The 23,225-nt window shown below is 73.6% G+C and carries 23 protein-coding genes; 7 read left to right on the forward strand and 16 right to left on the reverse strand.

The window, feature by feature from the left end:
* Window positions 1–135: 135 nt before the first annotated feature.
* Both ACGFMP_RS33745 and ACGFMP_RS33750 read right to left on the reverse strand, forming a co-directional pair.
* Window positions 136–1,032 carry a phosphotransferase gene (locus tag ACGFMP_RS33745; RefSeq protein ID WP_393677404.1) on the reverse strand — a complete coding sequence of 299 codons (897 nt, stop codon included), beginning with the start codon at window positions 1,030–1,032 and terminating at the stop codon, window positions 136–138.
* A gap of 159 nt (window positions 1,033–1,191) precedes the next feature.
* A complete protein-coding gene (locus ACGFMP_RS33750) occupies window positions 1,192–2,628 on the reverse strand; it encodes a dihydrolipoyl dehydrogenase family protein (protein WP_393677406.1) in 1,437 nt (478 codons plus the stop codon).
* 312 nt (window positions 2,629–2,940) lie between these two features.
* Here ACGFMP_RS33750 and ACGFMP_RS33755 point away from each other — a divergent pair, with 312 nt between their 5' ends.
* A complete protein-coding gene (locus tag ACGFMP_RS33755) occupies window positions 2,941–3,537 on the forward strand; it encodes a histidine phosphatase family protein (RefSeq protein ID WP_393677408.1) in 597 nt (198 codons plus the stop codon).
* A gap of 174 nt (window positions 3,538–3,711) precedes the next feature.
* Window positions 3,712–5,235, forward strand: coding sequence for an apolipoprotein N-acyltransferase (gene lnt, locus ACGFMP_RS33760; RefSeq protein WP_393677410.1), 1,524 nt, complete (start codon window positions 3,712–3,714; stop codon window positions 5,233–5,235).
* On the opposite strand, the gene ACGFMP_RS33765 is transcribed toward lnt, so the two are convergent.
* Window positions 5,207–6,106: a Gfo/Idh/MocA family protein gene (locus ACGFMP_RS33765; protein ID WP_393677472.1), complete on the reverse strand. Its 900-nt coding sequence runs from the start codon at window positions 6,104–6,106 to the stop codon at window positions 5,207–5,209. The genes lnt and ACGFMP_RS33765 overlap by 29 nt on opposite strands.
* Window positions 6,107–6,328: 222 nt before the next feature.
* Here ACGFMP_RS33765 and ACGFMP_RS33770 point away from each other — a divergent pair, with 222 nt between their 5' ends.
* Entirely contained in the window at window positions 6,329–6,748 is a 420-nt protein-coding gene (locus ACGFMP_RS33770) for a hypothetical protein (RefSeq protein ID WP_393677412.1), read from the forward strand.
* On the opposite strand, the gene ACGFMP_RS33775 is transcribed toward ACGFMP_RS33770, so the two are convergent.
* The 6 genes from ACGFMP_RS33775 to ACGFMP_RS33800 all read right to left on the reverse strand — a co-directional run bounded on the left by ACGFMP_RS33775 (window position 6,736) and on the right by ACGFMP_RS33800 (window position 11,016).
* Window positions 6,736–7,242: a hypothetical protein gene (locus tag ACGFMP_RS33775; RefSeq protein ID WP_393677413.1), complete on the reverse strand. Its 507-nt coding sequence runs from the start codon at window positions 7,240–7,242 to the stop codon at window positions 6,736–6,738. The two genes, ACGFMP_RS33770 and ACGFMP_RS33775, sit on opposite strands and share 13 nt — an antisense overlap.
* Window positions 7,243–7,251: 9 nt before the next feature.
* Window positions 7,252–7,932, reverse strand: a complete 681-nt coding sequence (locus ACGFMP_RS33780) for a uracil-DNA glycosylase (protein WP_393677474.1) — start codon at window positions 7,930–7,932, stop codon at window positions 7,252–7,254.
* A 160-nt stretch (window positions 7,933–8,092) separates the two neighbouring features.
* Window positions 8,093–8,869 carry an SDR family oxidoreductase gene (locus tag ACGFMP_RS33785; protein ID WP_393677415.1) on the reverse strand — a complete coding sequence of 259 codons (777 nt, stop codon included), beginning with the start codon at window positions 8,867–8,869 and terminating at the stop codon, window positions 8,093–8,095.
* Window positions 8,870–8,889: 20 nt separating this feature from the next.
* Window positions 8,890–9,651 (reverse strand): 3-oxoacyl-ACP reductase FabG, encoded by a 762-nt coding sequence (gene fabG / locus ACGFMP_RS33790; protein WP_393677416.1) that lies wholly within the window; start codon window positions 9,649–9,651, stop codon window positions 8,890–8,892.
* Between the two features lie 163 nt (window positions 9,652–9,814).
* Window positions 9,815–10,198 (reverse strand): DUF3037 domain-containing protein, encoded by a 384-nt coding sequence (locus ACGFMP_RS33795; protein WP_393677418.1) that lies wholly within the window; start codon window positions 10,196–10,198, stop codon window positions 9,815–9,817.
* A complete protein-coding gene (locus ACGFMP_RS33800; RefSeq protein WP_393677420.1) occupies window positions 10,198–11,016 on the reverse strand; it encodes a HipA family kinase in 819 nt (272 codons plus the stop codon). Before ACGFMP_RS33800 ends, ACGFMP_RS33795 begins: the two co-directional genes overlap by 1 nt.
* Window positions 11,017–11,214: 198 nt before the next feature.
* On the opposite strand from ACGFMP_RS33800, the gene ACGFMP_RS33805 reads away from it, so the two are divergent.
* Window positions 11,215–11,727, forward strand: coding sequence for a Rieske (2Fe-2S) protein (locus ACGFMP_RS33805; RefSeq protein WP_393677421.1), 513 nt, complete (start codon window positions 11,215–11,217; stop codon window positions 11,725–11,727).
* 35 nt (window positions 11,728–11,762) lie between these two features.
* On the opposite strand, the gene ACGFMP_RS33810 is transcribed toward ACGFMP_RS33805, so the two are convergent.
* Window positions 11,763–12,665 carry a LysR family transcriptional regulator gene (locus tag ACGFMP_RS33810; protein WP_393677422.1) on the reverse strand — a complete coding sequence of 301 codons (903 nt, stop codon included), beginning with the start codon at window positions 12,663–12,665 and terminating at the stop codon, window positions 11,763–11,765.
* Window positions 12,666–12,737: 72 nt separating this feature from the next.
* Between ACGFMP_RS33810 and ACGFMP_RS33815 the strand changes: the two genes are divergently transcribed.
* Complete coding sequence (locus tag ACGFMP_RS33815; RefSeq protein ID WP_393677424.1) at window positions 12,738–13,727, forward strand: DMT family transporter; 990 nt, start codon at window positions 12,738–12,740, stop codon at window positions 13,725–13,727.
* Here ACGFMP_RS33815 and ACGFMP_RS33820 read toward each other — a convergent pair.
* Window positions 13,718–15,049 carry an aminotransferase class I/II-fold pyridoxal phosphate-dependent enzyme gene (locus ACGFMP_RS33820; RefSeq protein ID WP_393677426.1) on the reverse strand — a complete coding sequence of 444 codons (1,332 nt, stop codon included), beginning with the start codon at window positions 15,047–15,049 and terminating at the stop codon, window positions 13,718–13,720. The two genes, ACGFMP_RS33815 and ACGFMP_RS33820, sit on opposite strands and share 10 nt — an antisense overlap.
* Before the next feature lie 35 nt (window positions 15,050–15,084).
* On the opposite strand from ACGFMP_RS33820, the gene ACGFMP_RS33825 reads away from it, so the two are divergent.
* Window positions 15,085–15,753, forward strand: coding sequence for a pyridoxamine 5'-phosphate oxidase family protein (locus ACGFMP_RS33825; RefSeq protein WP_393677428.1), 669 nt, complete (start codon window positions 15,085–15,087; stop codon window positions 15,751–15,753).
* Here the strand turns inward: ACGFMP_RS33825 and ACGFMP_RS33830 are convergent.
* The 5 genes from ACGFMP_RS33830 to ACGFMP_RS33850 form a co-directional block, all read right to left on the reverse strand.
* On the reverse strand, window positions 15,668–16,708 hold the full coding sequence (locus tag ACGFMP_RS33830; protein WP_393677429.1) for a DMT family transporter: 1,041 nt from the start codon (window positions 16,706–16,708) through the stop codon (window positions 15,668–15,670). The two genes, ACGFMP_RS33825 and ACGFMP_RS33830, sit on opposite strands and share 86 nt — an antisense overlap.
* Before the next feature lie 384 nt (window positions 16,709–17,092).
* Complete coding sequence (locus ACGFMP_RS33835; RefSeq protein WP_393677430.1) at window positions 17,093–18,088, reverse strand: DMT family transporter; 996 nt, start codon at window positions 18,086–18,088, stop codon at window positions 17,093–17,095.
* Window positions 18,089–18,100: 12 nt separating this feature from the next.
* Window positions 18,101–18,709 (reverse strand): Clp protease N-terminal domain-containing protein, encoded by a 609-nt coding sequence (locus ACGFMP_RS33840; protein ID WP_393677432.1) that lies wholly within the window; start codon window positions 18,707–18,709, stop codon window positions 18,101–18,103.
* A 72-nt stretch (window positions 18,710–18,781) separates the two neighbouring features.
* Entirely contained in the window at window positions 18,782–19,504 is a 723-nt protein-coding gene (locus tag ACGFMP_RS33845) for a pyridoxal 5'-phosphate synthase (RefSeq protein ID WP_393677433.1), read from the reverse strand.
* Between the two features lie 179 nt (window positions 19,505–19,683).
* On the reverse strand, window positions 19,684–21,894 hold the full coding sequence (locus ACGFMP_RS33850) for a glycoside hydrolase family 3 N-terminal domain-containing protein (protein WP_393677435.1): 2,211 nt from the start codon (window positions 21,892–21,894) through the stop codon (window positions 19,684–19,686).
* A 282-nt stretch (window positions 21,895–22,176) separates the two neighbouring features.
* Between ACGFMP_RS33850 and ACGFMP_RS33855 the strand changes: the two genes are divergently transcribed.
* Entirely contained in the window at window positions 22,177–23,202 is a 1,026-nt protein-coding gene (locus ACGFMP_RS33855; RefSeq protein WP_393677436.1) for a LacI family DNA-binding transcriptional regulator, read from the forward strand.
* Window positions 23,203–23,225 lie beyond the last annotated feature (23 nt).

The raw sequence follows: 23,225 nt of genomic DNA on the forward strand, positions 1-23,225 counted from the left end.
CCGTCGCCCGGCCGGGTCACACGGGCGGACATCCCTCGGACGGCCACGACATCCCTCGGACGGCCACGACATCCCTCGGACGGGCCACGTCCTCGTCGCCGTCAGGGAGGTCCGGTCGATCCCTCACTGCCGGCGTCAAAGGCCTTTCAGGACACGATCGAGTGCGGACCTGCCCGCGGGCCCCCAGTTCGACTTGCCGCCGGGCAGACCGCGGTCCCCGTTCTCACCCATCGACATCAGGAACAGGCTCTTCATCGCGGCCAGTCCGCGCGCGCGTCGCACCGCCGCCCCGTCCGCCCGCGCGTAGCCGTCGAAGAACCGTGCGGCGCCGCCCGCGGGGAGCAGCAGCCAGGCGGCCGCGAGGTCCCACGCCGGGTCGCCGGCGAAGACCGCGCCGAAGTCGACGACACCTGCCAACGTCCCGTCCGCCACGACGACGTTCGCGGGATGCAGGTCGCCGTGTACCCACACCGGTGCGCCCTCCCACCCCGGGGCGGCCACCGCTTCGTCCCAGACGTCACGGATCTCGTCGGCGAGACCGGCGGGGGCCACGGCCCGGAAGAAGTGCTCGAAGCCTTCCGTGCAGTCCTTGGGGTGCTCGCCGAAGTCCGAAGCGGCCGGTGCGTCGGCGGGCGCCTCGACGTGCAGCGCCCTGAGGAAGGCCGCCAGCGTCTCGGCCGCGTGGTCGCCGCGCGTGATCGCGCCGTGGTCCAGCGGCGTGCCCCGGACCCATGTCATGACGGTCCAGATCTTGGGAAAGCGCGCGGACGGCGCACCGTCCCGGATGGGAAGAGGAATCGGCAGCGGCAGGCGGGGGGCCAGGGTCGGCAGCCACCGGCGCTCCTTGAGCTGCGGTTCGGGGCTCTTGTCCATCCGCTGCATCCGGACGGCCAGGTCGTTCCCGAGGCGCCACATCTGGTTGCCCCAGCCACCCGCCACCTCGCGGATGGGGAGTTCCGCCAGGTCCGGATGCTGTTCCCGAAGCAGGTCGCGGACCAGATCCTCGCTGATCGTGATCTCGGATTCGATCATGCCGAGTCACGGTACCCGAGGCAGCCGGTGGCCGCCCTGTGCTTCAGGGGATGCGGCTCCCCTGAAGCACAGGGTGCCCCGAGCGCTGCGAAGGCCCCGCGGAGATGCGCTGCGGGCCGCGCCCGCCCTTTGCGCTCCGCACGAGCGCGCCGTCCACCCCTACTGGCGGTACGTCTCCAGCAGCCGCAGCCAGATCTCGCTGACCGTCGGGTAGGCGGGTACCGCGTGCCACAGCCGCTCCACCGGCACCTCGCCCGCGACCGCCACCGTCGCGGAGTGCAGCAGTTCGCCGACGCCGGGGCCCACGAAGGTGACGCCCAGCAGGTGGCCGCGGTCCAGGTCGACGACCATCCTGGCCCGGCCGTTGTAGTTGTCGCCGTACAGGCTGGCACCGGCGACCTGGGCCAGGTCGTAGTCCACCACCTTGGTCCGCCGGCCGGCTTGTTCGGCCTCCGCGGCCGACACGCCGACCGCCGCCACCTCCGGGTCGGTGAAGACCACCTGCGGCACCGCCGAGTGGTCGGCGGTCGCGACGTGCGCGCCCCACGGCGCGTCGTCCACCGGCTCGCCCTTGGCCCGGGCGCCGATCACCGCGCCGGCGATACGGCCCTGGTACTTGCCCTGGTGGGTGAGCAGCGCCCGGTGGTTGACGTCGCCGGCAGCGTAGAGCCAGTCGCCGTCCACACCGGTGACCCGGCAGGTGTCGTCGACCGGCAGCCAGCTGCCCGGCTTGAGGCCGATGGTCTCCAGCCCGATGTCGTCGGTGTGCGGGGCGCGCCCGATGGCGAAGAGGACCTCGTCGGCGCTCACCCGGGCGCCGCCCTCGAGGCCGATCCTGACCTCGCCGTGGGCGCCGTCGCGCTCCACGGAGCCGACGTTGGCCCCGAATCGCAGGTCGACCCCGGCCTCCCGCAGCGCGTCTGCGACCATCTCGCCGACGAAGGGCTCCATCCTCTCCAGCAGCGAGTTGCCCCGCACCAGCAGCGTGACCTGCGAGCCGAGGGCCTGCCACGCGGTGGCCATCTCCACCGCGACGACCCCGCCGCCCACCACGGCCAGCCGCCGCGGCGCCTTCTTGGCGCTGGTGGCGTCCCTGCTGATCCACGGGTGGACGTCGGCGATCCCCGGCATCGGCGGCAGGGCCGCGGTCGTGCCGGTGCAGACCGCCACCGCGTGCCGGGCGGACAGCCGCACGATGTCGCCCTCCGGGGTGGTGACGGCCACCTGTCGGGGGCCCTCGAACCGGCCGTGGCCGCGTACGAGGTCCACGTCGACCGAGTCGAGCCAGCCGACCTGCCCGTCGTCCTTCCAGTGCGAGGTGAAGTCGTCGCGCCTGGCCAGCACCGCGGCGGTGTCCAGCGGGCCCTGCACGGCGTGGCTCAGTCCTGGCAGCCGCCGGGCGTCCGCCTGGGCGAGGACCGGGCGCAGCAGCGCCTTGCTCGGCATGCACGCCCAGTACGAACACTCGCCGCCGACAAGTTCCGCCTCCACGACCACGGTGCTCAGGCCGGCGGACCGGGTGCGCTCCGCCAGGTTCTCACCCACCGGGCCTGCACCGATGACGATCACGTCGTAGGTGCGGGGGGCGTCGTTCATGGCAGCTCCTGTTGCTGTCGGCGGACGGCGGGGTGGGCCTGACGGGCGCGGGCGCACGGCTCGCGGCACGTCTCTTCGATCACACCGACGTCACGCTGATGCCGCAACCGGAGGACGCGCGGTCATCGTAGCCACGCCGGGTGAAGGGAAGTCTTTCCCGGCGCCCGCGTGTCACACCCGACACCGCCCAGGTTGCCCGCGGGTGGCGGGCACCCGACGGGCCGATGGCGGATCCGCCGACCCCGGCGCCCCGTTCACCTGCGACGTATGATCACTGCGGGGGCGCCGAGTGGCGTCGCAGGAGGTGTACCGATGGGTGAGCTGGTCCTGATCCGACACGGTGAGACCGAGTGGAGCCTGACAGGGCGGCACACCAGTTACACCGATCTGCCGCTCACCGGGAACGGCGAGGCGCAGGCCCGCTCCCTGGCGCCGCTGCTCGCCGCCCGGCACATCTCCCTCGTCCTCACCAGCCCGATGGAGCGCGCCCGCGACACCGCGAAGCTGGCCGGGCTCGACCGCACCACGGTCGATCCCGATCTGCACGAGTGGGACTACGGCGGCTACGAGGGCGTGACCACCCAGGACATCCAGCGCGAGCGGCCCGGCTGGGATCTGTGGACCGACGGCGTCACCCCAGGTCCCCAGGGCCATCCGGGTGAGACGCCGCAGCAGATCGGGGAGCGCGCCGACCGGGTGCTGGCCCGGGTGGAGGAGGCGTTCGCGGGCGGTGACGGCGGCGATGTCGTACTGGTCGCCCACGCCCACCTGCTGCGGGTGGTGACCGCCCGCAGGCTCGGCCTGCCGCCCTCGGGCGGCGCCCTCTTCCAGCTGGCGACCGGCACCATGAGCCGGCTCGGCTCCGAGCACGGGCGCGACGTGCTGACCGCGTGGAACCAGCAGCCCTGAGCCGCGGGCGACCGCCCCCGCTCGCGGGACCGCCCGCGAGCGGCGCCCTCCCCGACACGCCGGACGCCCGGCATGTCGCCCGCAGCGTGCCAAGTGCGGGACCGAGCACACTGGTCGCTCCACGGCCCCGTGCGCGGTACGGGCGCGCGTGCGGGGACAGGTGAGGGAGCGCGTATGACGGTGACGGCCCAGGAACAGCAGTCGCGGCTCGCGTCGCCCTGGACCCGCGGCGCGGCGGCCGCCGTCGCCGGGGCACTGCCCGCGCTGGCCTTCCCCGCGCCGTCACTGTGGTGGCTGGCCTATGTGGCACTCGTACCGTGGATGCTGCTCGCGCGCTCCGCGGGCAGCCCGCGGCGGGCCGCGCTCGACGGCTGGCTGGGCGGCGCCGGCTTCATGCTGGCCGTGCACCACTGGCTGATCCCGAGCCTGAACGTCTTCATCGTGGTGCTCGCGCTGCTGCTGGGCGCGCTGTGGGCGCCCTGGGGCTGGCTGGTGCGCCGGCTGCTCGGGGCGGGCGCGGCCGGGCAGCCGCGGGTCGGGCCCGCGCTGGTGCTGCTGCCGTGCGGGTGGCTGATGGTGGAGCTGGTCCGCTCCTGGCAGTATCTCGGCGGCCCGTGGGGGCTGTTGGGGGCCAGCCAGTGGCAGGTGGCGCCCGCACTGCGGCTGGTCTCCGTCGGCGGGGTGTGGCTGGTCAGCGTGCTGGTGGTGCTGGCGAACACCGTCGTGGTCGCCCTGGTCGCCGTCCCGGGGGTGCGCAGGCAGGCCGCAGGAGCGCTGCTCGCGGCCGCGGTGCTGACCGGCGCGGTCTGGCTGTGGGTGCCGCGCGCGCACCCGGTGGGCAGCACCAGGATCGCGGTGGTGCAGCCGGGAGTTGTCGCCACCGGCGACGCGCGCCTCGACCGTGAGGCGCGGCTGACGGCCCGGCTCGCCGGTACCCGGCCCGACCTGGTGGTGTGGGGCGAGAGCAGCATCGGCGTCGACCTGACCTCGCGGCCGGACGTGGCGCGCCGGCTGGCCGCGCTGTCCCGGCAGGTCGGTGCCGACCTGCTGGTCAACGTGGACGCGGAACGGGCCGACCACAGCGGCATCTCCAAGACCACGGTGCTGATCGGACCTGACGGGGTGACCGGACCGTCCTACGACAAGATGCGGCTGGTGCCCTTCGGCGAGTACATCCCGCTGCGTTCGATGCTGGGCTGGGCCACCTCGGTGGGAAAGGCCGCGGGCGAGGACCGGCAGCCCGGCACCCGGCAGGTGGTGATGGGAACGGGCGGCCTGCGATTCGGCCCGCTGGTCTGCTTCGAGACGGCCTTCCCCGACATGAGCCGCCACCTGGCCGGCGACGGCGCCCAGGTGCTGGTCGCCCAGTCCTCCACGTCGTCCTTCCAGCACAGCTGGGCGCCCGCCCAGCACGCCTCCCTCGCGGCGCTGCGAGCGGCGGAGAGCCGGCGGCCGATGGTGCACGCCACGCTGACCGGGATCAGCGCGGTCTACGACGCCGACGGCCGCCGTGTGGGACGCAGGATCGGCACCGGCGGCAGCGCATCGGCGGTCTACGACGTGCCGCTCGCCTCCGGCCGCAGCCTCTACGTGCGGTTCGGCGACTGGGTGCCGCACCTGGCCCTGCTGCTGGTGCTCAGTGCGGCCGCCTACGAGCTGACCCGGCTGGTCAGACGGCCTGTTCCCGCACCTCGGTGACGATCCGTTCGCACAGCTCGTGGGTGGCCAGCGCGTCGCGCCCGTCCAGCGGGGTGCCGGTGCGGACCGCGTCGAGGAAGGCCAGGGTGATCTGCTCGATGCCGCGCTGCCGGGCGACCGGCACCCAGTCGCCGCGGCGGCGTACCGTCGGCTGGCCCCTGTGGTCGACGACCTCGGCGAGATTGAGCACCTGGCGCCTGGTGTCGTCGCCGCTCACGTCGAGGCTCTCCTCGACGGATCCGCTCATCCGGTTCATCGAGCCGATCGCGGTGAAGCCGTCACCCGACAGGTGCAGCACGATGTGGTGCAGCAGTCCGTCCCTGACCTTCGCCGAGACCCGGATCTGCTCGACCGGCCGCGGCGCGAGGAAGCGCAGGGTGTCCACCACATGGATGAAGTCGTCGAAGACGACCTCGCGGGGGTCCTCCGCCAGTCCGATCCGGTTCTTCTGCAGGAAGATCAGATCCCGCGGGTGGTCGAGGCACTGGAGGTAGCCGGGGGCGTGGCGGCGGTTGAAGCCGGCCATCAGCGGCACCCCGCGCTGCTCGGCGAGTTCGACGAGGTGGCGGGCGCCGTCGGCGTCGCGGGCCAGCGGCTTGTCGACGTAGACCGGCACGCCCGCCTCGACGACCCGGGCGGCGATCTCGACGTGGTGGGCGGTGGGCGCGTGCACGAAGGCGGCGTCCAGCCCCTGGCCGAGCAGGGAGTCGAGGTCGGCGTGCCGGTGCGGCAGCCGGTAGGCGTCGCCGATCCGGTCGAGCGTGGCGGGGGTGCGGGTCTGCAGGTGGATCTCCAGGCCCGGCTGGGCGGCCAGCACCGGCAGATACGCCTTCTGTGCGATGTCGCCGAGACCGATGACGCCGATCTTCAGCGGGGCGCTGCCGGATGCCATGCCGTACTCCTCTTACCGATGCCGTACTTTCCCTGGTGGGGGCGCTGCCACCGCAGCATACGGGCCGGTTTCCTGCCCTCGGTCGACCGGGGCGGTGCGGGCATCCGTCCACTCGTCCGGGTGAGAGCCGGGATTGCGGAGCTGATCTTTCACTCCTGCGGGGACTTACCGGCGGGGGGCGGTGCGGGCAGGGTTGGCGGAGTGCGCCTGCTGCCCGTTGTGGTGGTCCTGATGGCGGCCTGTGCCGCGTCCGGATGTACCACCGTCTCCGCTCCCCCGCCCGCCGCCGTCCCGGCTCCCGCCCAGGTGGCGCCGCGGTCCGCCCCGGATGCCCTACGGCTGACCCCGCCGCCCGACCATCCGGTGCTGGCGACCGCGAAACCGGGCGCCGACGCCCCGGCCGCCGGTCGCCCGGCGCCGGCCCGGGTGCCGGTGCCCCCGCACCGGCCCGCCGTGGCGGTGCCGAAGCCGGCACACCCGGCACGGCAGCGGGTGCCGCGGGTCAGGACGCCGCGGGGGACCCGGGTACCGCGAGAGGTCTGCACGCTCGGGCGGGCCTACGGCGGCTGGCCGACGGGCAGTGCCGCGTCGCAGATCTGCGGGCAGGCCTACGGCAACTGACCCGACCCGGTCAGCCGCAGCTCCAGCCGGCCCACCGCGGCCCGTACCCCGTCGCCGTAGGCGTCCTCCGCGAGTGCGTCGCACGCCTTGCGGGCAAGGCCGAGGTGGCTGCGGGCCAGCCGGTCCTCGCCGACCCGCGCGTAGGCGGCGGCCAGGTTGAGGTGCAGCGACGGGTAGAAGCCGCGCACCTGCCCGGCCCGCCCGTCGTCGGCTGCCCGCTCCCCGCGCACCGCGTCCGCTGCCCGCAGCGCCCGCAGATCCCAGGCGAGCTCGTCCTCGGGGTCCTCCTGGGTGTCCGCCAGGTAGTGGGCGACGGTGCAGCGGTGCAGGGCGTCGCCCTGGTCGCCGAGCTCGGCCCACAGCGCGGTGAAGCGGTTGCGTGCCTCCTCCCGGTCCCCGGCGTGCAGCAGCATCACCACCTGCCCGATCCTGCTCGTCATGCCGTCGTCCGCGGCCGCCGGGTCGCCCATCGGCGCCTCTTGATGTCCTCGCATCCGATGACGCTAACCGGCACGCACCCCGAGATCGGGGATGCGCCAGTCGATGGGCTCGTGCCCCTGCGCCCGGACCGCCGCGTCGATCTGCGTGAAGGGTCGGCTGCCTCGGAAGAGCTTCACGGACAGCGGCGAGGGGTGCGCGCCCTGGATCACGATGTGCCGGGAGGTGTCGATCAGCGGCAGCTTCTTCTTGGCGTGGTTGCCCCACAGCACGAAGACCGCGGGGTCGGTACGCCCTGCCACGGCCTTGATGACCGCGTCGGTGAACTTCTCCCAGCCCTTGCCCTTGTGTGAGTTGGCCGTCGCCTCGCGGACGGTCAGCACCGCGTTGAGCAGCAGCACGCCCTGCTCGGCCCAGGGCATCAGATACCCGTTGTCGGGCACGGGGTGGCCCAGCTCGTCGTGCATCTCCTTGAAGATGTTGCGCAGCGAGGGCGGGGTCTTCACGCCCGGCCGGACGGAGAAGCACAGCCCGTGTCCCTGGCCGTCTCCGTGGTAGGGGTCCTGACCGAGGATCAGCACCTTGACCTGGTCGAAGGGGGTCGCCTCCAGCGCCGCGAAGACCTCGTCGCGGGGCGGGAAGATGCGGTGCTCCTTGCGTTCGGCCTCCACGAACTCGGTGAGCTGCTCGAAGTAGGGCTTGTCCAACTCCTCGCCGAGGACGCTCTGCCAGGAGTCGGGCAGCATGCTGGGCACGTCGGGAACCTCCGGTACGCGATCCGTTACTGCGTCAGAACGTACCGGCAGGCACTGACAACGCCGTCGGCGAGGCCGCCGGTGGCGGCCCGGCCCCGGAACCCCGGGCCGCGTGCGCGCGACGGGGTGCCCGGGACCGGCGGGGGCGCCCTCAGGCGCCGCCGGCGTGCAGGAACAGCCCGCCGTCGATCACCAGGTTCTGGCCGGTGATCCAGCCGGCCTGGTCGCCGAGCAGGAAGGCCGCGGCGCCCCCGATGTCGTCGGGCACCCCGAGCCGCCCCAGCGGGTAGCCGGCGGCGGCCTCCTCCTCGCGGCCCTCGTAGAGGGCGGCGGCGAACTTCGTCTTGACCACCGCGGGGGCGATGGAGTTCACCCGCACACCGGGTGCCATCTCGGCGGCGAGCTGCACGGTGAGGTTGACCATGGCGGCCTTGCTGATGCCGTAGGCGCCTATGAAGGGCGAAGGGGCCAGGCCCGCGATCGAGGCGATGTTGAGGATCGCGCCGCCGTTGTCCTTCTGCCAGGCCTTCCAGGTCTGCTGGGCGAAACCGAGCGCGGAGATCACGTTGGTCTCGTAGACCTTGCGCGCCACGCCGAGGTCGAGGTCGGCGAGCAGGCCGTAGACGGGGTTGGTGCCGGCGTTGTTGGCGAGGTAGTCCACGCGGCCGAAGGCCTCCATGGTGCGCTCGACGGCGATGGCCTGGTGCGCCTCGTCGTGGGCCTTGCCCGCGACGCCGATCACCCTGTCGGGGCCGAGCCGCTCGACGGCTTCCTTGAGCGCGTCCTCGTTGCGTCCTGTGATGCACACGCGGTCGCCGCGGGCGACCAGCGCCTGGGCGATGCCGTAGCCGATGCCGCGGCTGGCACCGGTGACCAGGGCGACCCTGCCGGTGTCCGGGACGGGGGTGGTGGTGGGGAGCTGGGTCATGATGTCGGGCCTCCGGCCGGTCAGTTGAGGGGGCCGCCGGCGACGTAGAGCACCTGGCCCGAGACGAATCCCGCGTCGTCGCCGGTGAAGAAGGCGATGGCCCCCGCGACGTCCTCTGGCCTGCCGACCCGCTGCACCGGGATCTGGGTGGCGGCGGCGGTCTGGAACTCCTCGAAGTCCATGCCGACCCTGGCCGCGGTGGCGGCGGTCATGTCGGTGACGATGAAGCCGGGGGCGACGGCGTTGGCGGTGACGCCGAACTTGCCCAGTTCGATGGCGAGGGTCTTGGTGAAGCCCTGGAGCCCGGCCTTGGCGGCGGCGTAGTTGGCCTGGCCGCGGTTGCCCAGCGCGGAGGAGGAGGAGAGATTGACGACCCGGCCGAAGTGCGCATCCACCATGTGGCTCTGGACGGCGCGCGTCATCAGGAAGGCGCCGCGCAGGTGGACGCCCATGACGGTGTCCCAGTCGCCCGCGCTCATCTTGAACAGCAGGTTGTCGCGGAGCACGCCCGCGTTGTTCACCAGGACGGTCGGCGCGCCGAGTTCGGCGGCGACCCTGGCGACGGCGGCTTGGACCTGCGCCTCGTCCGACACGTCGGCGCCCACCGCGACGGCCCGCCCGCCGGCCGCGGTGATAGTCTCGACGGTGTCCTTGCAGGCGCTCTCGTCGAGGTCGAGTACGGCGACGGCGCGGCCCTGCTCGGCCAGCCGCACCGCGGTGGCGGCGCCGATTCCGCGGGCGGCGCCGGTCACGATCGCGACGCGCTGCTCGGTGCTGGACATCTGTTCTCCTCAACCCTGTGGTGCGGCCGGCTCGCACCCGAGGGCATGAGCGACCGCTTAGTAGGTCCTGTTGCCGAAACCGTAGGAGGACAGTGACCCAGTGTCAACGCCACCACGGGCGATGTGGCTGAGCGCACCGGCACGCGGCGGCCGGACGCGCCGGTCAGCGGACGAGCAGGGCAAGCAGCCGATCGACCTCGGCCCCTGGATCGGCGGTCAGCCCGGTGTGGATCGGCCCCGGCTGCACGATGGTGCTGCGGGGCGCGGTCAGCCAGCGGAAGCGGCGTCCCGGGTCGTCGCCGCCCGCCTGCCCCGCCTCCTCGCCGCCGGCGCAGATCTCCTGGTAGCCGCGCAGCGCGGCCCGCACCCCCGCCACGTCCGCGCCGGGGTCGAGGCAGCGCAGCCGGGTCTCGTCCAGGTGCACCCGGGCACCCACGAAGCTCCTGGCCCGGCAGTAGACGAGCACCCCGGCGTTGATCATCTCGCCGCGCTCGATCCGCGGCACCACGCGCACCAGCGCGTACTCGAACACCTCGCGCCCGCTCATCAGGCGTTCTTCCCCTCGACCCAGGTACGCAGCCACTCCGGCGGCGGCTGCCGGTCGCGCTCCACGGGCGCGAGCGTGATCCGTTCGTGGATGTCCGCCGCGCGGGCGGCCAGCAGTTCCGCGTACGCCGCGCGCACCTCGTCGGGCGTGCCGAAGCCGGGCTCGCCGGCCAGCCACTCGTCGGGGACCAGCGCGGTGACCTCGGCGAGCAGGTCCGCGGTCACCAGCGGCGCCAGTTCCGCCGCGGCCGCCGCCGGCTGCGGCGAGAAGCGGGCCAGGGCGTGGTCGGAGGCGTCGTAGGGCTTGGCCGAGGCGGTCCGCGCGCTCTTCCAGTTGTGGTGCCAGATCAGCGAGGCGCCGTGGTCGATCAGCCACACGTTGCGGTGCCAGACCAGGAGGTTGGGGTTGCGCCAGGACCGGTCGACATTGCCGATCAGCGCGTCGAACCAGACGATGCGGCCGGCCTCGGCGGGCTCCACGCCGAAGACCAGCGGGTCGAAGCCGAGGGAGCCGGGCAGGAAGTCCATGCCCAGGTTGAGCCCGCCGCTGGCCTTGAGCAGGTCCTGGATCTCCTCGTCCGGCTCGCCGAGGCCGATCACCGGGTCGAAGTCGAAGCGCACCAGCTCCGGCACCCGCAGCCCGAGCCTGCGCCCCAGTTCACCGGCGACCACCTCGGCGATCAGCGCCTTGCGGCCCTGGGCTGCGCCGCTGAACTTCACCACGTACGTGCCGAGGTCGTCGGCCTCGACCACCCCGGGCACCGAACCGCCCTCGCGCAGCGGCGTCACATAGCGGATGCCCGTCACGTCTCTCAGCATTGCCCCAGGTTATCGGGGTCGTGGCGGGGCCAGGCCGGGTGGTGGGCGAGTGGCCGCTGCGACGCCCGGGGGAATTCTTGCGCGCGCCGTTGAACGGATCGCGCGGATCGGCCGTATGAACGGACACGCGTGGCACCACACGCTGCCGGACGGCCGGTCACCGCCGCCCGGCCCCACCAGCGGACAGGATGCAGCCCCATGGCCGACACGCCCGGATCCTCCATTCCCCCGACCCGCCGCACCGTCTTCGCCGCCGCCGGCGGTGCCGGCCTCGCCGCCGTACTGACCGCCTGCGGGTCGGACTCGGACTCCGGTTCGTCCGCGGACGGCCCCTCGTCCGGGGCCCCCGCCCCGGATGCTCCCTCCCCGGCGCCCTCGGACAGCGGGGCGCCGTCCGACTCGTCCACAGGCGCCGCAGCGGGCGGGGCCCCGCTCGGGAAGACCTCGGACATCCCGGTCGGCGGCGGGAAGGTCTTCGCCGACCAGAAGGTGGTCGTCACCCAGCCGACGGCCGGCGACTTCAAGGGCTTCTCGGCGGTGTGCACCCATATGGGATGCGTGGTCGCCGACGTCTCCGACGGCATGATCAACTGCCACTGCCACGGCAGTAAATTCCACGCCGCGGACGGCTCCGTGGCCCACGGCCCTGCGACCTCGCCGCTGCCGGCCAAGTCCGTCGCCGTCTCCGGCGACAGCGTCACCCTCGCCTGAGGGACTCCCCGACCGGGCCGGGTGACCCCCGGCCGTCAGGAGTGGCCGCGCGCCGCCGTGCCGAGGGCGTCCACCGCCGCCCGGATCGCGGGGCGGCGGTCGGCGTCCTCGCGCCAGACGGCGTAGACGTGGCGGCGCATGGTGTGGCGTACGGGCACCACCCGTACGCCGCCCGGCATCGGATCGCGGCCGAGCCGGGGGATGACGGCGACCCCGAGCCCCGCCGCGACCAGCGCGAGGACGGTGGCGTGCTCCTCCGCGTGGTGCGCGACCCGCGGCTCGATCCCCTTGCCGCGCAGGGTGAACAGCAGCCACTCGTGGCAGAATCCGCCGTCAGGCCAGGCGATCCAGGAGTCCTCCGCGAGCTCGTCGAGGTCGATCTGCGCGCGATCCTCCAGCGGGTGGCCGGCCGGCAGCGCCACGTCGACGATGTCGTCGAAGAGCGGCGCCTTGGCCAGGCCGCCGGGCAGCGACAGCGGCTTGTTGTACCAGTCGAGGACGACCGCCAGGTCGATGTCGCCGCGGTTCAGCCGGGCCAGCGAGTCGTGCGGCTCCAGCTCGTGCACCATCGTCCGCAGCTGCGGGTGCTCGCGGCGCAGCTCGGTGAGCGCGGCGGGGAAGAGCCCGCGCACCGCGGTCGGGAAGGCCCCGGCGATCAGGTCGCCCAGCGCGGCCCCCCGGTGCGCCTCCAGGTCCGCGTGGGCCAGCTCGACCAGCGACAGTATCCGCTCGGCGTGTCCGGACAGCAGCCGTCCGGCGTCGGTCAGCCGCACGCCGCGGCCGCTCTTGGCCAGCAGCGACTGCCCGGTCTCCCGCTCCAGTTTGGCCATCTGCTGCGAGACCGCGGACGTGGTCACGCTGAGCACGTCGGCCGCGGCGCTCACCGAACCGTAGGTGTCGATGGCGTGCAGGATGCGCAGGCGTTCCAGACTCAACATGTTAGAAATACTACGTCGACTGTGTACGAAATCTCGCTTGTTCTACGAGGTTCCAGCCGTCATGGTGAGTGCATGACCGCACCTGCCGAGAGCCTCACCACCGCAGTCGCCCCTGCGCCCGCCCCTGCCGCCGCGCCCGGCCCCGCGACGCCCGCACGCCGGTCCGCGGTGGACTGGCGGATCCGCTTCGCCGCGCTCGGGCTGGTGTGGGGATTCAGCTTCCTGTTCATGAAGGTGGGGAACGAGGCCTTCGCCCCGCTCCAGGTGACGCTCGGCCGGATGGTCTTCGGCACCGCGGTGCTCGCCGCGGCGGTGGCGGTCAAGCGGGAGCGGCTGCCGCGCAGCCCGCGGACCTGGCTGCATCTGACGGTCGCGGCCTTCCTGCTCAATTCGCTGCCGTTCACGCTCTTCGCCACCGCCGAGCAGACCATCCCCTCCATGCTCGCCGGGATATGCAACGCGGCGACCCCGCTGTTCTCGATGCTGGTCTCGCTCGTCGCGCTGTCCGAGGACCGGCCCTCCAGGGAGCGCTTCGCGGGCGTCGGAGTCGGCTTCATCGGCGTGCTGACCGTGCTCGGCGCCTGGCAGGGCTTCTCCGGCCAGGACCCCAAGGGCACCCTGATGGCGCTGACCGCCGCCGTCAGCTACGCGGTGGGCTGGGCCTACGTCCGCCGCACGCTGACCACCACCGGCAGCTCGCACCTGGCGGTGTCCGCCAGCCAGTTGATGCTCGGCACCGTGCAACTGCTGCTCGTCACTCCGTTCTTCACCTCGGTGCCGGACAGCTGGCCGGCCAAGTCGGTGCTCTCGGTGCTGGCGCTCGGCGCACTGGGCACGGGTGTGGCGTTCCTGATCCAGTACGGCCTGGTCGCGGAGAAGGGCCCGACGATCGGCGCGATGGTGACGTATCTGATACCGATCGTCGCGACCACCGCCGGCGTGACGCTGCTCGGCGAGACGCTGCACTGGAACGAACCGGTCGGCGCGGTGGTCATCCTGGTCGGCGCCGCCCTCACCCAGCGGCGGCCCAAGGCGCGGCCGGACGCCGAGGCTCAGCCGTAGCGGCCCGCGGCCGGCCCGCGGAGCACCTCGGCGACGGCGTCGGCCAGCGGCTCGATGTCGGCCCGGGCCAGCGGTGAGACGGTCAGCCGCACCGCGGGCGCCGAGCTCACCCGGAAGCGGGCGCCCGGCGCGACCGCCCAGCCGCGCTGGAGCAGCCCGGCGACCGCCCCGGTCTCGTCGCTGACCGGCACCCATACGTTCATACCGCTGCGCCCGTGCGCCGTCACGCCCCGGGCGGCCAGCGCCCGCACCAGCGCGTCGCGACGCTCGCCGTACGACCTGGCCACCGCTTCCGGGTCGACGGCTCCGGTCTGCCACAGGTGGACCAATGTGTGCTGGAGCAGATGGCTCACCCAGCCCGCGCCCAGCCGGTGCCTGCCGCGTACCCGGTCCACCGTCGTGGCGTCGCCCGTGTAGAGCGCCAGCCGAAGATCGGGCCCGTACGCCTTCGCCATGGAACGCACCAGCGCCCAGTGGTCGGTGACGCCCGCCAGGCAGTGCAGCGGCAGGTCGACCAGGCCGTGCACATGGTCGTCGTCGACGACCAGCACCTCGCGGTGCCCGGCGAGCAGGGCGCGCAGTTCGCCCGCGCGGGCCGCCGACAGGGCGGCGCCGGTGGGATTCTGCCCGCGGTCGGTCACCACCAGGGCGCGGGCCCCGGCCCGCAGCGCACGGGCGATGTCGCCGGCCAGCGGGCCCTCGTCGTCCAGCGCCACCGGCACGGCCCGCAGCCCGAGCGCCGACACGAGATCGAGGACGCTCCCCCAGCCCGGATCCTCGACCGCCACCGCGTCTCCCGGCCGCAGATGCGCGGTGAGCACGCGCTCCATGGCGTCGAGGGACCCGGAGGCGAGTCCGACAGGCCCCGCGGGCACCCCGTCCGCGTCCAGCGCGGCCCTGGCCAGCCGGCTCAACTCGGCGTCCACCGGCGGGCCGCCGTAGAGCGCCGGTGACCGCGCGTGCCGGGCGGCGGCCGCGGCGAGCGCTTCGGCCAGCGGTGGCAGCAGCGCGGGGTCGGGATTGCCCGTGGAGATGTCGCGGGTGCCGGGCGGCACGTCGATCCGGATCTGGTCACGCGGCGCGGTGGCCGGCCGGGCCCTGATCCGGCTGCCGCGCCGGCCCGCGGTCTCGATCACCCCGCGGTCGCGCAGCAGCCGGTAGGCGGCGGCCACCGTGTTCGGGTTGACGTCCAGCTCCGCCGCCAACTCCCGCAACGGCGGCAGCGCGTCGCCCGGCCGCAGCGCGCCGCTGCCCACCGCGCTCTCGACGTCGGCGGCAATACCCGATGCGCCCCGACCAGTGATTCGATACTCTCCTAGCACAAAGGCAATTATGCACTAGTTCAAAGGATGACGCCATGGCCACCGCATCCCCAGCCGGCTACACCGCCACCGACCGCACCACGCCCACCCGTTCCAAGGAGCGCGCCGCATACGACCACGAGACCGTGCACGCGATCCTCGACCAGGGCTACGTCTGCCACCTGGGCTTCATCCGGGACGGCGCACCCGTGGTGCTGCCGACCCTCTACGCCCGCTGCGGCCGGCGGCTGTACGTACACGGGTCCACCGGGTCGCGGCCGCTGCGCGGAGCGGCGGCCGGCGGGCTCGCGGTGTGCCTGACGGTGACCCACGTGGACGGCCTGGTGCTCGCCAAGTCCGCCTTCCACCACTCGATCAACTACCGCTCCGTGGTGGTCCACGGCACCGCCCACCAGGTCACCGACCCGGCCGAGCGGTCCGCCGCGCTCGACGCGATCGTCGACCATGCGCTGCCCGGCCGTTCGGCCGACACGCGGCGGCCGAACGCGAAGGAGCTCGCGTCGACCGCCGTGATGAGCCTCGACCTGCACGAGGTGTCGGCGAAGGTGCGCACCGGAGGCCCGAACGAGGAGCCGGAGGACCTCCGGCTCCCGCACTGGTCCGGCGTGATCCCCGTCGTCACCTCCTACGGGACTCCTGAACGCGCGGAGATCCCTGGGCAGGACGTACCGCTGCCCGGCTATCTGCCACCGCGCCGGAAGTGACCACCGCCTGCCGCGGGAGGCGCCGCATGCCGCGCGCCTCGTCCGCGACCAGCAGGCCGACAGCACCCAGCAGGCACACGGTGCCCAGCACCGTGGCCCCGGTGAGGCGTTCGCCCAGCAGCGTGACGGCGAGCACGGTGGCCGACACCGGTTCGATCAGCGCGATCACCGACACCGTCGCGGAGCGCAGCACCGCCGCGCCCGCGAAGTACAGCCCGTAGGCCAGCGCGGTCGGTACCGACGCGAGGTAGCCGAGCAGCAGCACGGTCCGGCCCGACAGGGCCGCGTGCGGCAGCAGTCCCTCCGCCCAGGCGGCGGGGAGCAGCAGCACCGCACAGATGCCGAACGCCCACATCGAGGTGTCGAACGGATCGCCGGCCACGCCCTGCCGCCCCCACCAGCGGGTCAGCAGGGTGATCGCCGCGTAGCCCGCCGCGGACAGCACCGCGAGCCCCACCCCGGCCGGGTTGACGGCCGCGTCCCCGCCGGCGCTGCCGCTGCCCAGCACCAGGACGGCGAGGCCGCCGAGCGCGCCGGTCACGGCCAGGACACCGCCGCGGCCGAGCAGTTCGCCCATCGTGAGCCGGGCCGCCACAGCGATCAGCACGGGGCCCGAGCCGAGCGTCACCACGGTGGCGACCGCAAGGCCCGTGGAACGCACCGCACAGAAGTAGGCGGCCTGGAAGACGGTGAGCCCGGCACCGGTCGCCAGCACCCGGCGCACGGTCGCCCCCCTGGTCGTCCGCGCCGCCGTTCGCGCCGGGCGGCGGCGCAGCAGCCGGACGGCGAGCAGCAGGGTGAAGCCGCCCGCCGCACGCCAGAAGGTGAGGGACAGCGGGCCGAGGCCGCTGCGGCCGTACAGCGCGGCCGCCACGGCGCCGGCCGTGCCCCAGCCGGTTGCGGCGATGACGACGTAGATGAGGCCCCGGGTGGCCGGGGCATGCCTGATGGACACGGATTTCTCCCGTGGAGGAAGGGGTGGTCGGTTCGCTGGTCACCGTGTGCGGGCAGCACCGACCGTCCCGGGTCACCGACCCGGTCCGCGTCTACGTCATCCGTTCGCCGCTGAGGGCGCTGCCCGATCAGGCAGCAGGAGGCGGAAGCACCATCGAAAGCATGCCCCCACCCTATGGCCCCTGCCTACGGGCACGCCCCCTGGCACCCGCCGCTCCCCCGCCCGAGCCCCCACCGGGCGCCGCCCGATCGACGACCGCCGCCGCCCCGGGGGGCGCGGGGAGCGGGAGGTCATGCGGGACCTGCCGGCTGACGCGCGCAAGGACCGGGACGTGGTGCCGCCCCGGCCGACGCGACGCCGGCGCGGGGCGCAGGACCGGGGTGGTCAGGAGGTGCTGGGCTCGGGCTGCGGCAGGGCGTCGGGCACTGCCGCAGCGGTGTCGGCACCACCGGAACCGCCGGAGGCACCGGTGGCGGCCGCGGCCGCGGTCTGGGCGACGAGCGCGCCGGCCAGGACCAGCGCACCGCCGGTGACCTGGGCCGGGCCGAGGTGCTCGGCGAGCAGGACCCAGGCGAGCACGGTGCCGACCACCGCTTCGAGGCTGGCGACGACGCCCGCGACCTGCGGGCTGAGCGTGCGGACCGCGATCACCCCGGTGAGGTAGGCCAGGACGGTGGAGACCAGCACGATCCAGCCGATCAGCAGCACCGCGGGCACATCGCGGTCGCCGAGCGCGGCCTGGTGGCCGACCACCGACCAGTCCATGGTCCACGGGTGGGCGGCGGCGGTGAGGACGAGGGCGCCGATGACGAGTCCGTGGGCGATGACGGCGACCGGCTCCGGCGCGTCGGACGCGCCGGTGCCGTGGTCGGCGAGGACGAAGTACGCCACCTGGCAGCACGCGGCGCCGAAGGCGTAGAACAGCCCGAGCGCGTCGAAGGCGAGGCCGGACCAGACCTCGACGACGCAGGTCATCCCGGCCGTGGCCAGGACGACGCCGAGCGCGGCGGCCCGGGTGACCGGGCGCCGCTGGACGAAGCGGATCCAGCCCAGCAGCAGGGCGGGGCCGAGGAATTCGACCAGGATGGCGACGCCGACCGGGACGCGGGCGATGGCCAGGAAGTACAGCGCCTGGCATCCGGTGATCGCCAGCAGCCCGAATCCGGCGACCAGGCCCGGCCGTTGCCGGAGCAGTGCGCGGGAGCGCAGGGCGACGGGCAGCAGGATGAGGGCGGCGCCCGCCACTCGCATCCACACCACCTGGAGCGGGTCGAGGCCGAGGTCGATGAGCGGCTTGGCCGCCACTCCTGAGCCGCCGAAGGCGAAAGCCGACAGCAGCGCGAGTCCGAGTCCGCCGGTCTTGCCCCCTGATCCGTGCATCAGGTCATCATGTCAGCCGGCGACAGGACCGTCACCTTCATAATCCCTGACATCGAAGCGGACTTCGCGTGTGCCGGGCCAGGGCACGATGCCGTCGTGCAGGCCGTCGGGGTCGAGGCCGGCCGAGCGCAACACGTCGGCGGCACGGCAGTCGGGGTCGGCGGCCAGCGCGTGCAGCAGGTCGATCCCGTCGGCCTGCGCTCCGCCGCGCCGCCTGGCCAGTTCCGCCGCTGCGCGGAAGGCCGCCGCCGCGGCAGGGCTCCAGCCCGGCAGGGTCACCGTGAGGGTGGGCAGCGCCCCCGAGTCCTCCACCGAGCCGCGCCAGCGCAGCCCGTACCCGATGCTGCGCTGCACGAGGTAGCCGAGCACCCGGGCGCTGCGGCCCGGCGGGGCGTCGCACACGGCGCGGGCGTCCGGGTCGTTCTCCAGAAGCGAGTGCAGCAGGTGGGCGGTGTCGGCCTGCGGGTCGCCGTCCCTGACCGCCCGGCGGCGCGCACTGGCGGCCACGGCGCGCACCTCCGCGGTGAGGTGGGCGTCGTCCGCCGGGTGGGACTGGTCGGGCGGCGGCCAGGGGTCGCTGTACACACCGGTAATCCGACCAGACCGCCGACGCGGGCGCATCGGCTCAGCGGGGCATTTCGCCTCCGCCCCCGGAGGGGGTCGCCCGCGTGGCGCCTCCTCCGCTGGGATGAGTCATGGCCACAGCAAAGTGCGGGTCCAGCGGTCGCCTTCCCGGGTGTACCGCAGCCGCAGGTGATGGCGTGCCGGGTCGGCCTGGAAGAATTCCGCCGCGCCGGCGCGCAGCCGGTAGACGGTGTGGCCCGCGGGCACCCGGTCGGGTTCCGCGGCCACCAGCGCCTCGGCGGCCCGGTTTTCCCGCTCGTACTCCTCGGCCCCGCCGAGCGGTGTGCTGACCCGGCCGGTGAAGGCGGCGGCGCGGGATCGGGCTGAACGGCCGAGGAAGTCCTGGCGGGTGGCGTCCTCGCCGAGCACGTCGACAGGTCCTGCCATCCGGATCTGCCGGCCCTGCGCGGGCCAGTACCAGGTCAGGGCGGCGACGGGACGCGCGGCGAGGTCCCGGCCCTTGCCGCTGCCGCGGTCGCCGGCGAAGACGAACGCGCAGTCCGCGGAGTCGACGCCGCGCAGGATCAGCACCCGTGCGCTCGGGGTGCCGTCCTCCCCCGCCGTGCTCAGGGTCATGATCTGCGGTTCCCGCACCCCGTCGGTCAGCGCCCGGTCGAGCCAGCCGGCGAAGAGCGGTCCGGGGGTGTCCGGCGCGGTGTCGGGGTCGAAGCGCGGCAGCGGCCCTGCGAGCACCGGCGCGGCCCTGACCCGGGCGAGCAGTTCGCGGTCCGCGGCGGCCCGGTCGGGGGGCCCGCCGGGTGTGCCGCCGGTGTCGTCGTCCCTGCTCGGCATGTGCCCTCCCACGGCTGTACGGCTCCGGGCCCGGCGGGGCGCCGGCCGGCTGCGTGCCCCCAGCCTTCCTGCTGCGGGCGACGGGCGCACGCGGCACGGCGGGCCGCGGCCGGGGAGGAGTTCCCCGGCCGCGGCCCGCCGTGGTGGTGGTGCGGCCGGTGGGGCGGCCGCGGGTGCGGTCAGTGCAGGGTGACCGTGGTGCTCTGCGCACCGACCGTGAAGACGTAGGTGCCTGGGGCCACCTGCTGCTTGCCCGAGCCGTCGATGTCGCCCGGGGTGACGGCGAGCAGGCTCGGCGGCACCCGGAGGGTCACCGTGGTGCTCTGGCCGGCCGCCAAGTGCACCTTGGTGAAGGCGACCAGCTTGGCGGGCGGTGCCAGCACGTCGCTCGACGGCTGCGACACGTAGACCGGCACGACCAGGTCGCCCGCCCGGTCACCGGTGTCGGTGACCCCCACCTTGAGGCTGATGGTGTCGCGGGTGCGGGCCGTCGCGGAGCCGGCCTTGATCGAGTCGAAGGCGTAGCCGGTGTAGGACAGGCCGGCGCCGAAGCGGTAGGCCGGGTCGTACGTGGACTCCGGTCCGCTGTTGGTGCCGGGGAGCTGCTGGTAGTACATCGGCTCGCTGCCGATGTTCTTGGGCCAGGACACGCTCAGCCGGCCGCTGGGGTTGACCTTGCCGAAGAGCACGTCGGCGACGGCGTGGCCGCCCTCGCTGCCGGGCAGCCAGGCCATCAGCAGGCCCTGGGTGCCGTCGGCGTCGCCGAGCACCAGCGGGCGTCCGGCGACCACCACCGTGACGACAGGCTTGCCTGCCGCCTTGAGCGACTTGACCAGCGCCTGCTGGTCCGCGGACAGCTCGGGCCGCGGGGCGTCGGCCGCGCCCTCGGCAGCGGCCTTCTCACCGACCACGACGACGGTCAGGTCGGCGTCCGCGGCCTGGGCGACCGCGTCGGCCGCGGAGGTCGCGCGCACCACCGAAGTACCGGAGGGCGCCGCCTCCTTGATGCCCTGGAGCACCGTGGTGCCGGGCAGCTTGACGCCCTCGGGCACGCCCTGCCAGCCGACGGTCCAGCCGCCTGCCTGGTCGTTGATGTCGTCGGCGTAGGAGCCGGCGACGACGATCTTCTTCGCGGACGGCTTGACCGGCAGGACGTTGCCGTCGTTGCGCAGCAGCACCTGCGACTCGTCCGCGGCCTGCCGGGCGAGTGCCGTGTCGGCGCCGATCACCCGGGAGTCGGCCTTCGAGGCGTCCACGTAGGGGTGCTCGAAGAGGCCGAGCTTGAACTTCATGGTCAGGATGCGGCTCACGGACTGGTCGATCCGCTTGACGGAGACCAGGCCGCGCTGGACGGCGGTCGTGAGGCCGTCGCTCCAGCCCTGCGCGTCGTACGGCTCCATCGCCATGTCCAGGCCGGCGTTGACGGCCTTCGCGATCGCCTCGGGGTAGTCGGCGGCGACGTGGTAGGTGGTCTGGAGGGCGCGGACGTCCTGCCAGTCGCTGACCTCGACGCCCTGGAAGCCCCACCGGTCGCGCAGCACATCGGTCAGCAGGTAGTGCGAGGAGGTCGCCGGGATGCCGTTGACGGCACCGGAGTTGACCATCACCGACATGGCGCCGGCGTCCACCGCCTGCTTGTACGACGGGAGGAGGGTGTCCTGGAGGTAGCGCAGCGAGACGTCGCCGGGCACCCGGTCGTGGCCGTTGCCGGGTTCGCCGTAGCCGCCGAAGTGCTTGACGGTGGCGGCCACGTCCTTGGCGCCGTCGGCTCCCTGGATGCCCTTGACCGCGGCGGACGCCAGGGTGCCGGCGAGCAGGGGGTCCTCGCCGAACGTCTCGTAGTAGCGGCCCCAGCGCTGGTCGCGGGCGATGTCGGTGACCGGCGCGAAGTTCCAGTCGATGCCGGTGGCGGCGACCGCCTCGGCGGTGGCCTCGCCCGCGTCCTTCACCAGGTCGGGGTTCCAGCTGGAGCCCAGTCCGATCTCCTGCGGGAAGATCGTGGCGCCGAGCACGTTGTTGTGCCCGTGCACGGCGTCGACACCGTAGATGATCGGGATGTGCAGGCGGGAGTTGTCGATCGCGTACTTCTGCACGGTGTTCACCATGGTCGCCCAGTTGGTGGGCGTGTTGACCGAGGGACCCGCGCCGCCGCCGGAGATCACCGAGCCCGCGGCATTGTCCACGAGCACTGACTTCAGGCAGGATTCGGTGAAGGCACCGCCACTCCACTCGCAGTCGCCCTGCATGCGGACGACCGAGATCTGGTCCATCTGCCCGATCTTCTCCTCCAGCGTCATGCGCTTGAGGAGGTCCTTGACCCGGACGTCGATCGGGGCCTTGGGGTTGGTGTAGCTCGGGTTGTCGCCGGCCTGCGCCGGTACGGATGCCACGGCGGCCACACAGGCGGCGGCGGTGGCGAGGGTCAGGAGGCTTCTGGTGCGTAGTCGTCGAGCGTTCGTTGGCATCGCAGGCGTCCCGTTCCTGTTGGGGGTCCCCGGCGGACCGGGGCCGATTGCCGTAAACGTTTCCGATCGGCGGGAAGTCTGTCCTTGCCCCGACTGATCGTCAAGACTGTGCGCAGGAAGCTTTTTCCGGTTCCTCGTCCGGTCCTCGTCCGTCCCCCCACCGTCGCCGCCTCGTGCTCATCTCCACTCCCGCAGAACGGGTATGCCGTGAACATCCGTGAACTCGCCCGCCGCAGCGGCGTGTCGACCGCCACCGTCTCCCGGGCGCTGAACGACCGTGCCGAGGTGAGCGAGGCCACCCGGGCCAAGATCCGGCGGCTGGCGAGCGAGTTGGGCTACGCGCCCAACGAGCCCGCGCGCACGCTGGTGCGGCGCAGGTCCGACACCATCGGGCTGGTGTGGGACAGCGGGCAGGAGGCGCTGGGCCAGCACAACCCTTTTCTGCTCGGCCTGTTGAGCGCCGTGCGCACCGCGCTGTCCGACGCGGACTACCACCTGATGCTGCTGACCACACCAGGGGCCGACGACCAGGACGGCGCGCATCTGCAGGCGGTGCAGCGGCACAACCTGGAGGGGGTGATCGTGCTGACCACCCCGCCGGACGACCGCTGCCTGCGGGTGCTGGCCGACTCCACCGTGCCCTGCGCGGGGATCGACACGGCCTTCACCGGGCCGCGTACGGTCCGGGTCAGCTCGGACAACGCCGCGGGCGCCGAGGCCGCAGTGCAGCATCTGTACGAACTCGGCCACCGCAGGATCGCCACCGTCACCGGGCCGCTGCACCTGCCGCCGGCCGCCGAGCGCCTCGCGGGCTATCTGCGGGCCTGCGCCCGGCTGGGCCTGAGCGTCCCGCCGGAGTACGTGACGGAGGGGGACTTCTTCCTGGCCAGCGGTGAGAGCGCGGGCAAGCGGCTGCTCGCGCTGCCCGACCGGCCCACCGCGATCTTCGCGGCGGGTGACCAGATGGCCATAGGCGCGATGCACGCGGCGGCCGACACCGGGCTCTCGGTGCCAGGCGACCTGGCGGTGGTCGGCTTCGACGACATCGACGCGGCGGCGCTGGTACGGCCGGCGCTCAGCACCGTCGCACAGGACCAGCGCGGTCTCGGCGAGGCGGCGGTGGAGGCGCTGCGCGGACTGATCGACGCCACGGCGGTGGACACCGTGCCGGCGCAGCCGCGGATCATCCCCACCCGGCTGCTGATACGCGGATCGAGCCGGTCCGGGGTGTGAGTCCCGGACCGGCCCGATCCTGG

Origin of the sequence: Streptomyces sp. NPDC049040 (genome assembly GCF_043197715.1) — a bacterium.
Taxonomy (GTDB): Bacteria; Actinomycetota; Actinomycetes; order Streptomycetales; family Streptomycetaceae; genus Actinacidiphila.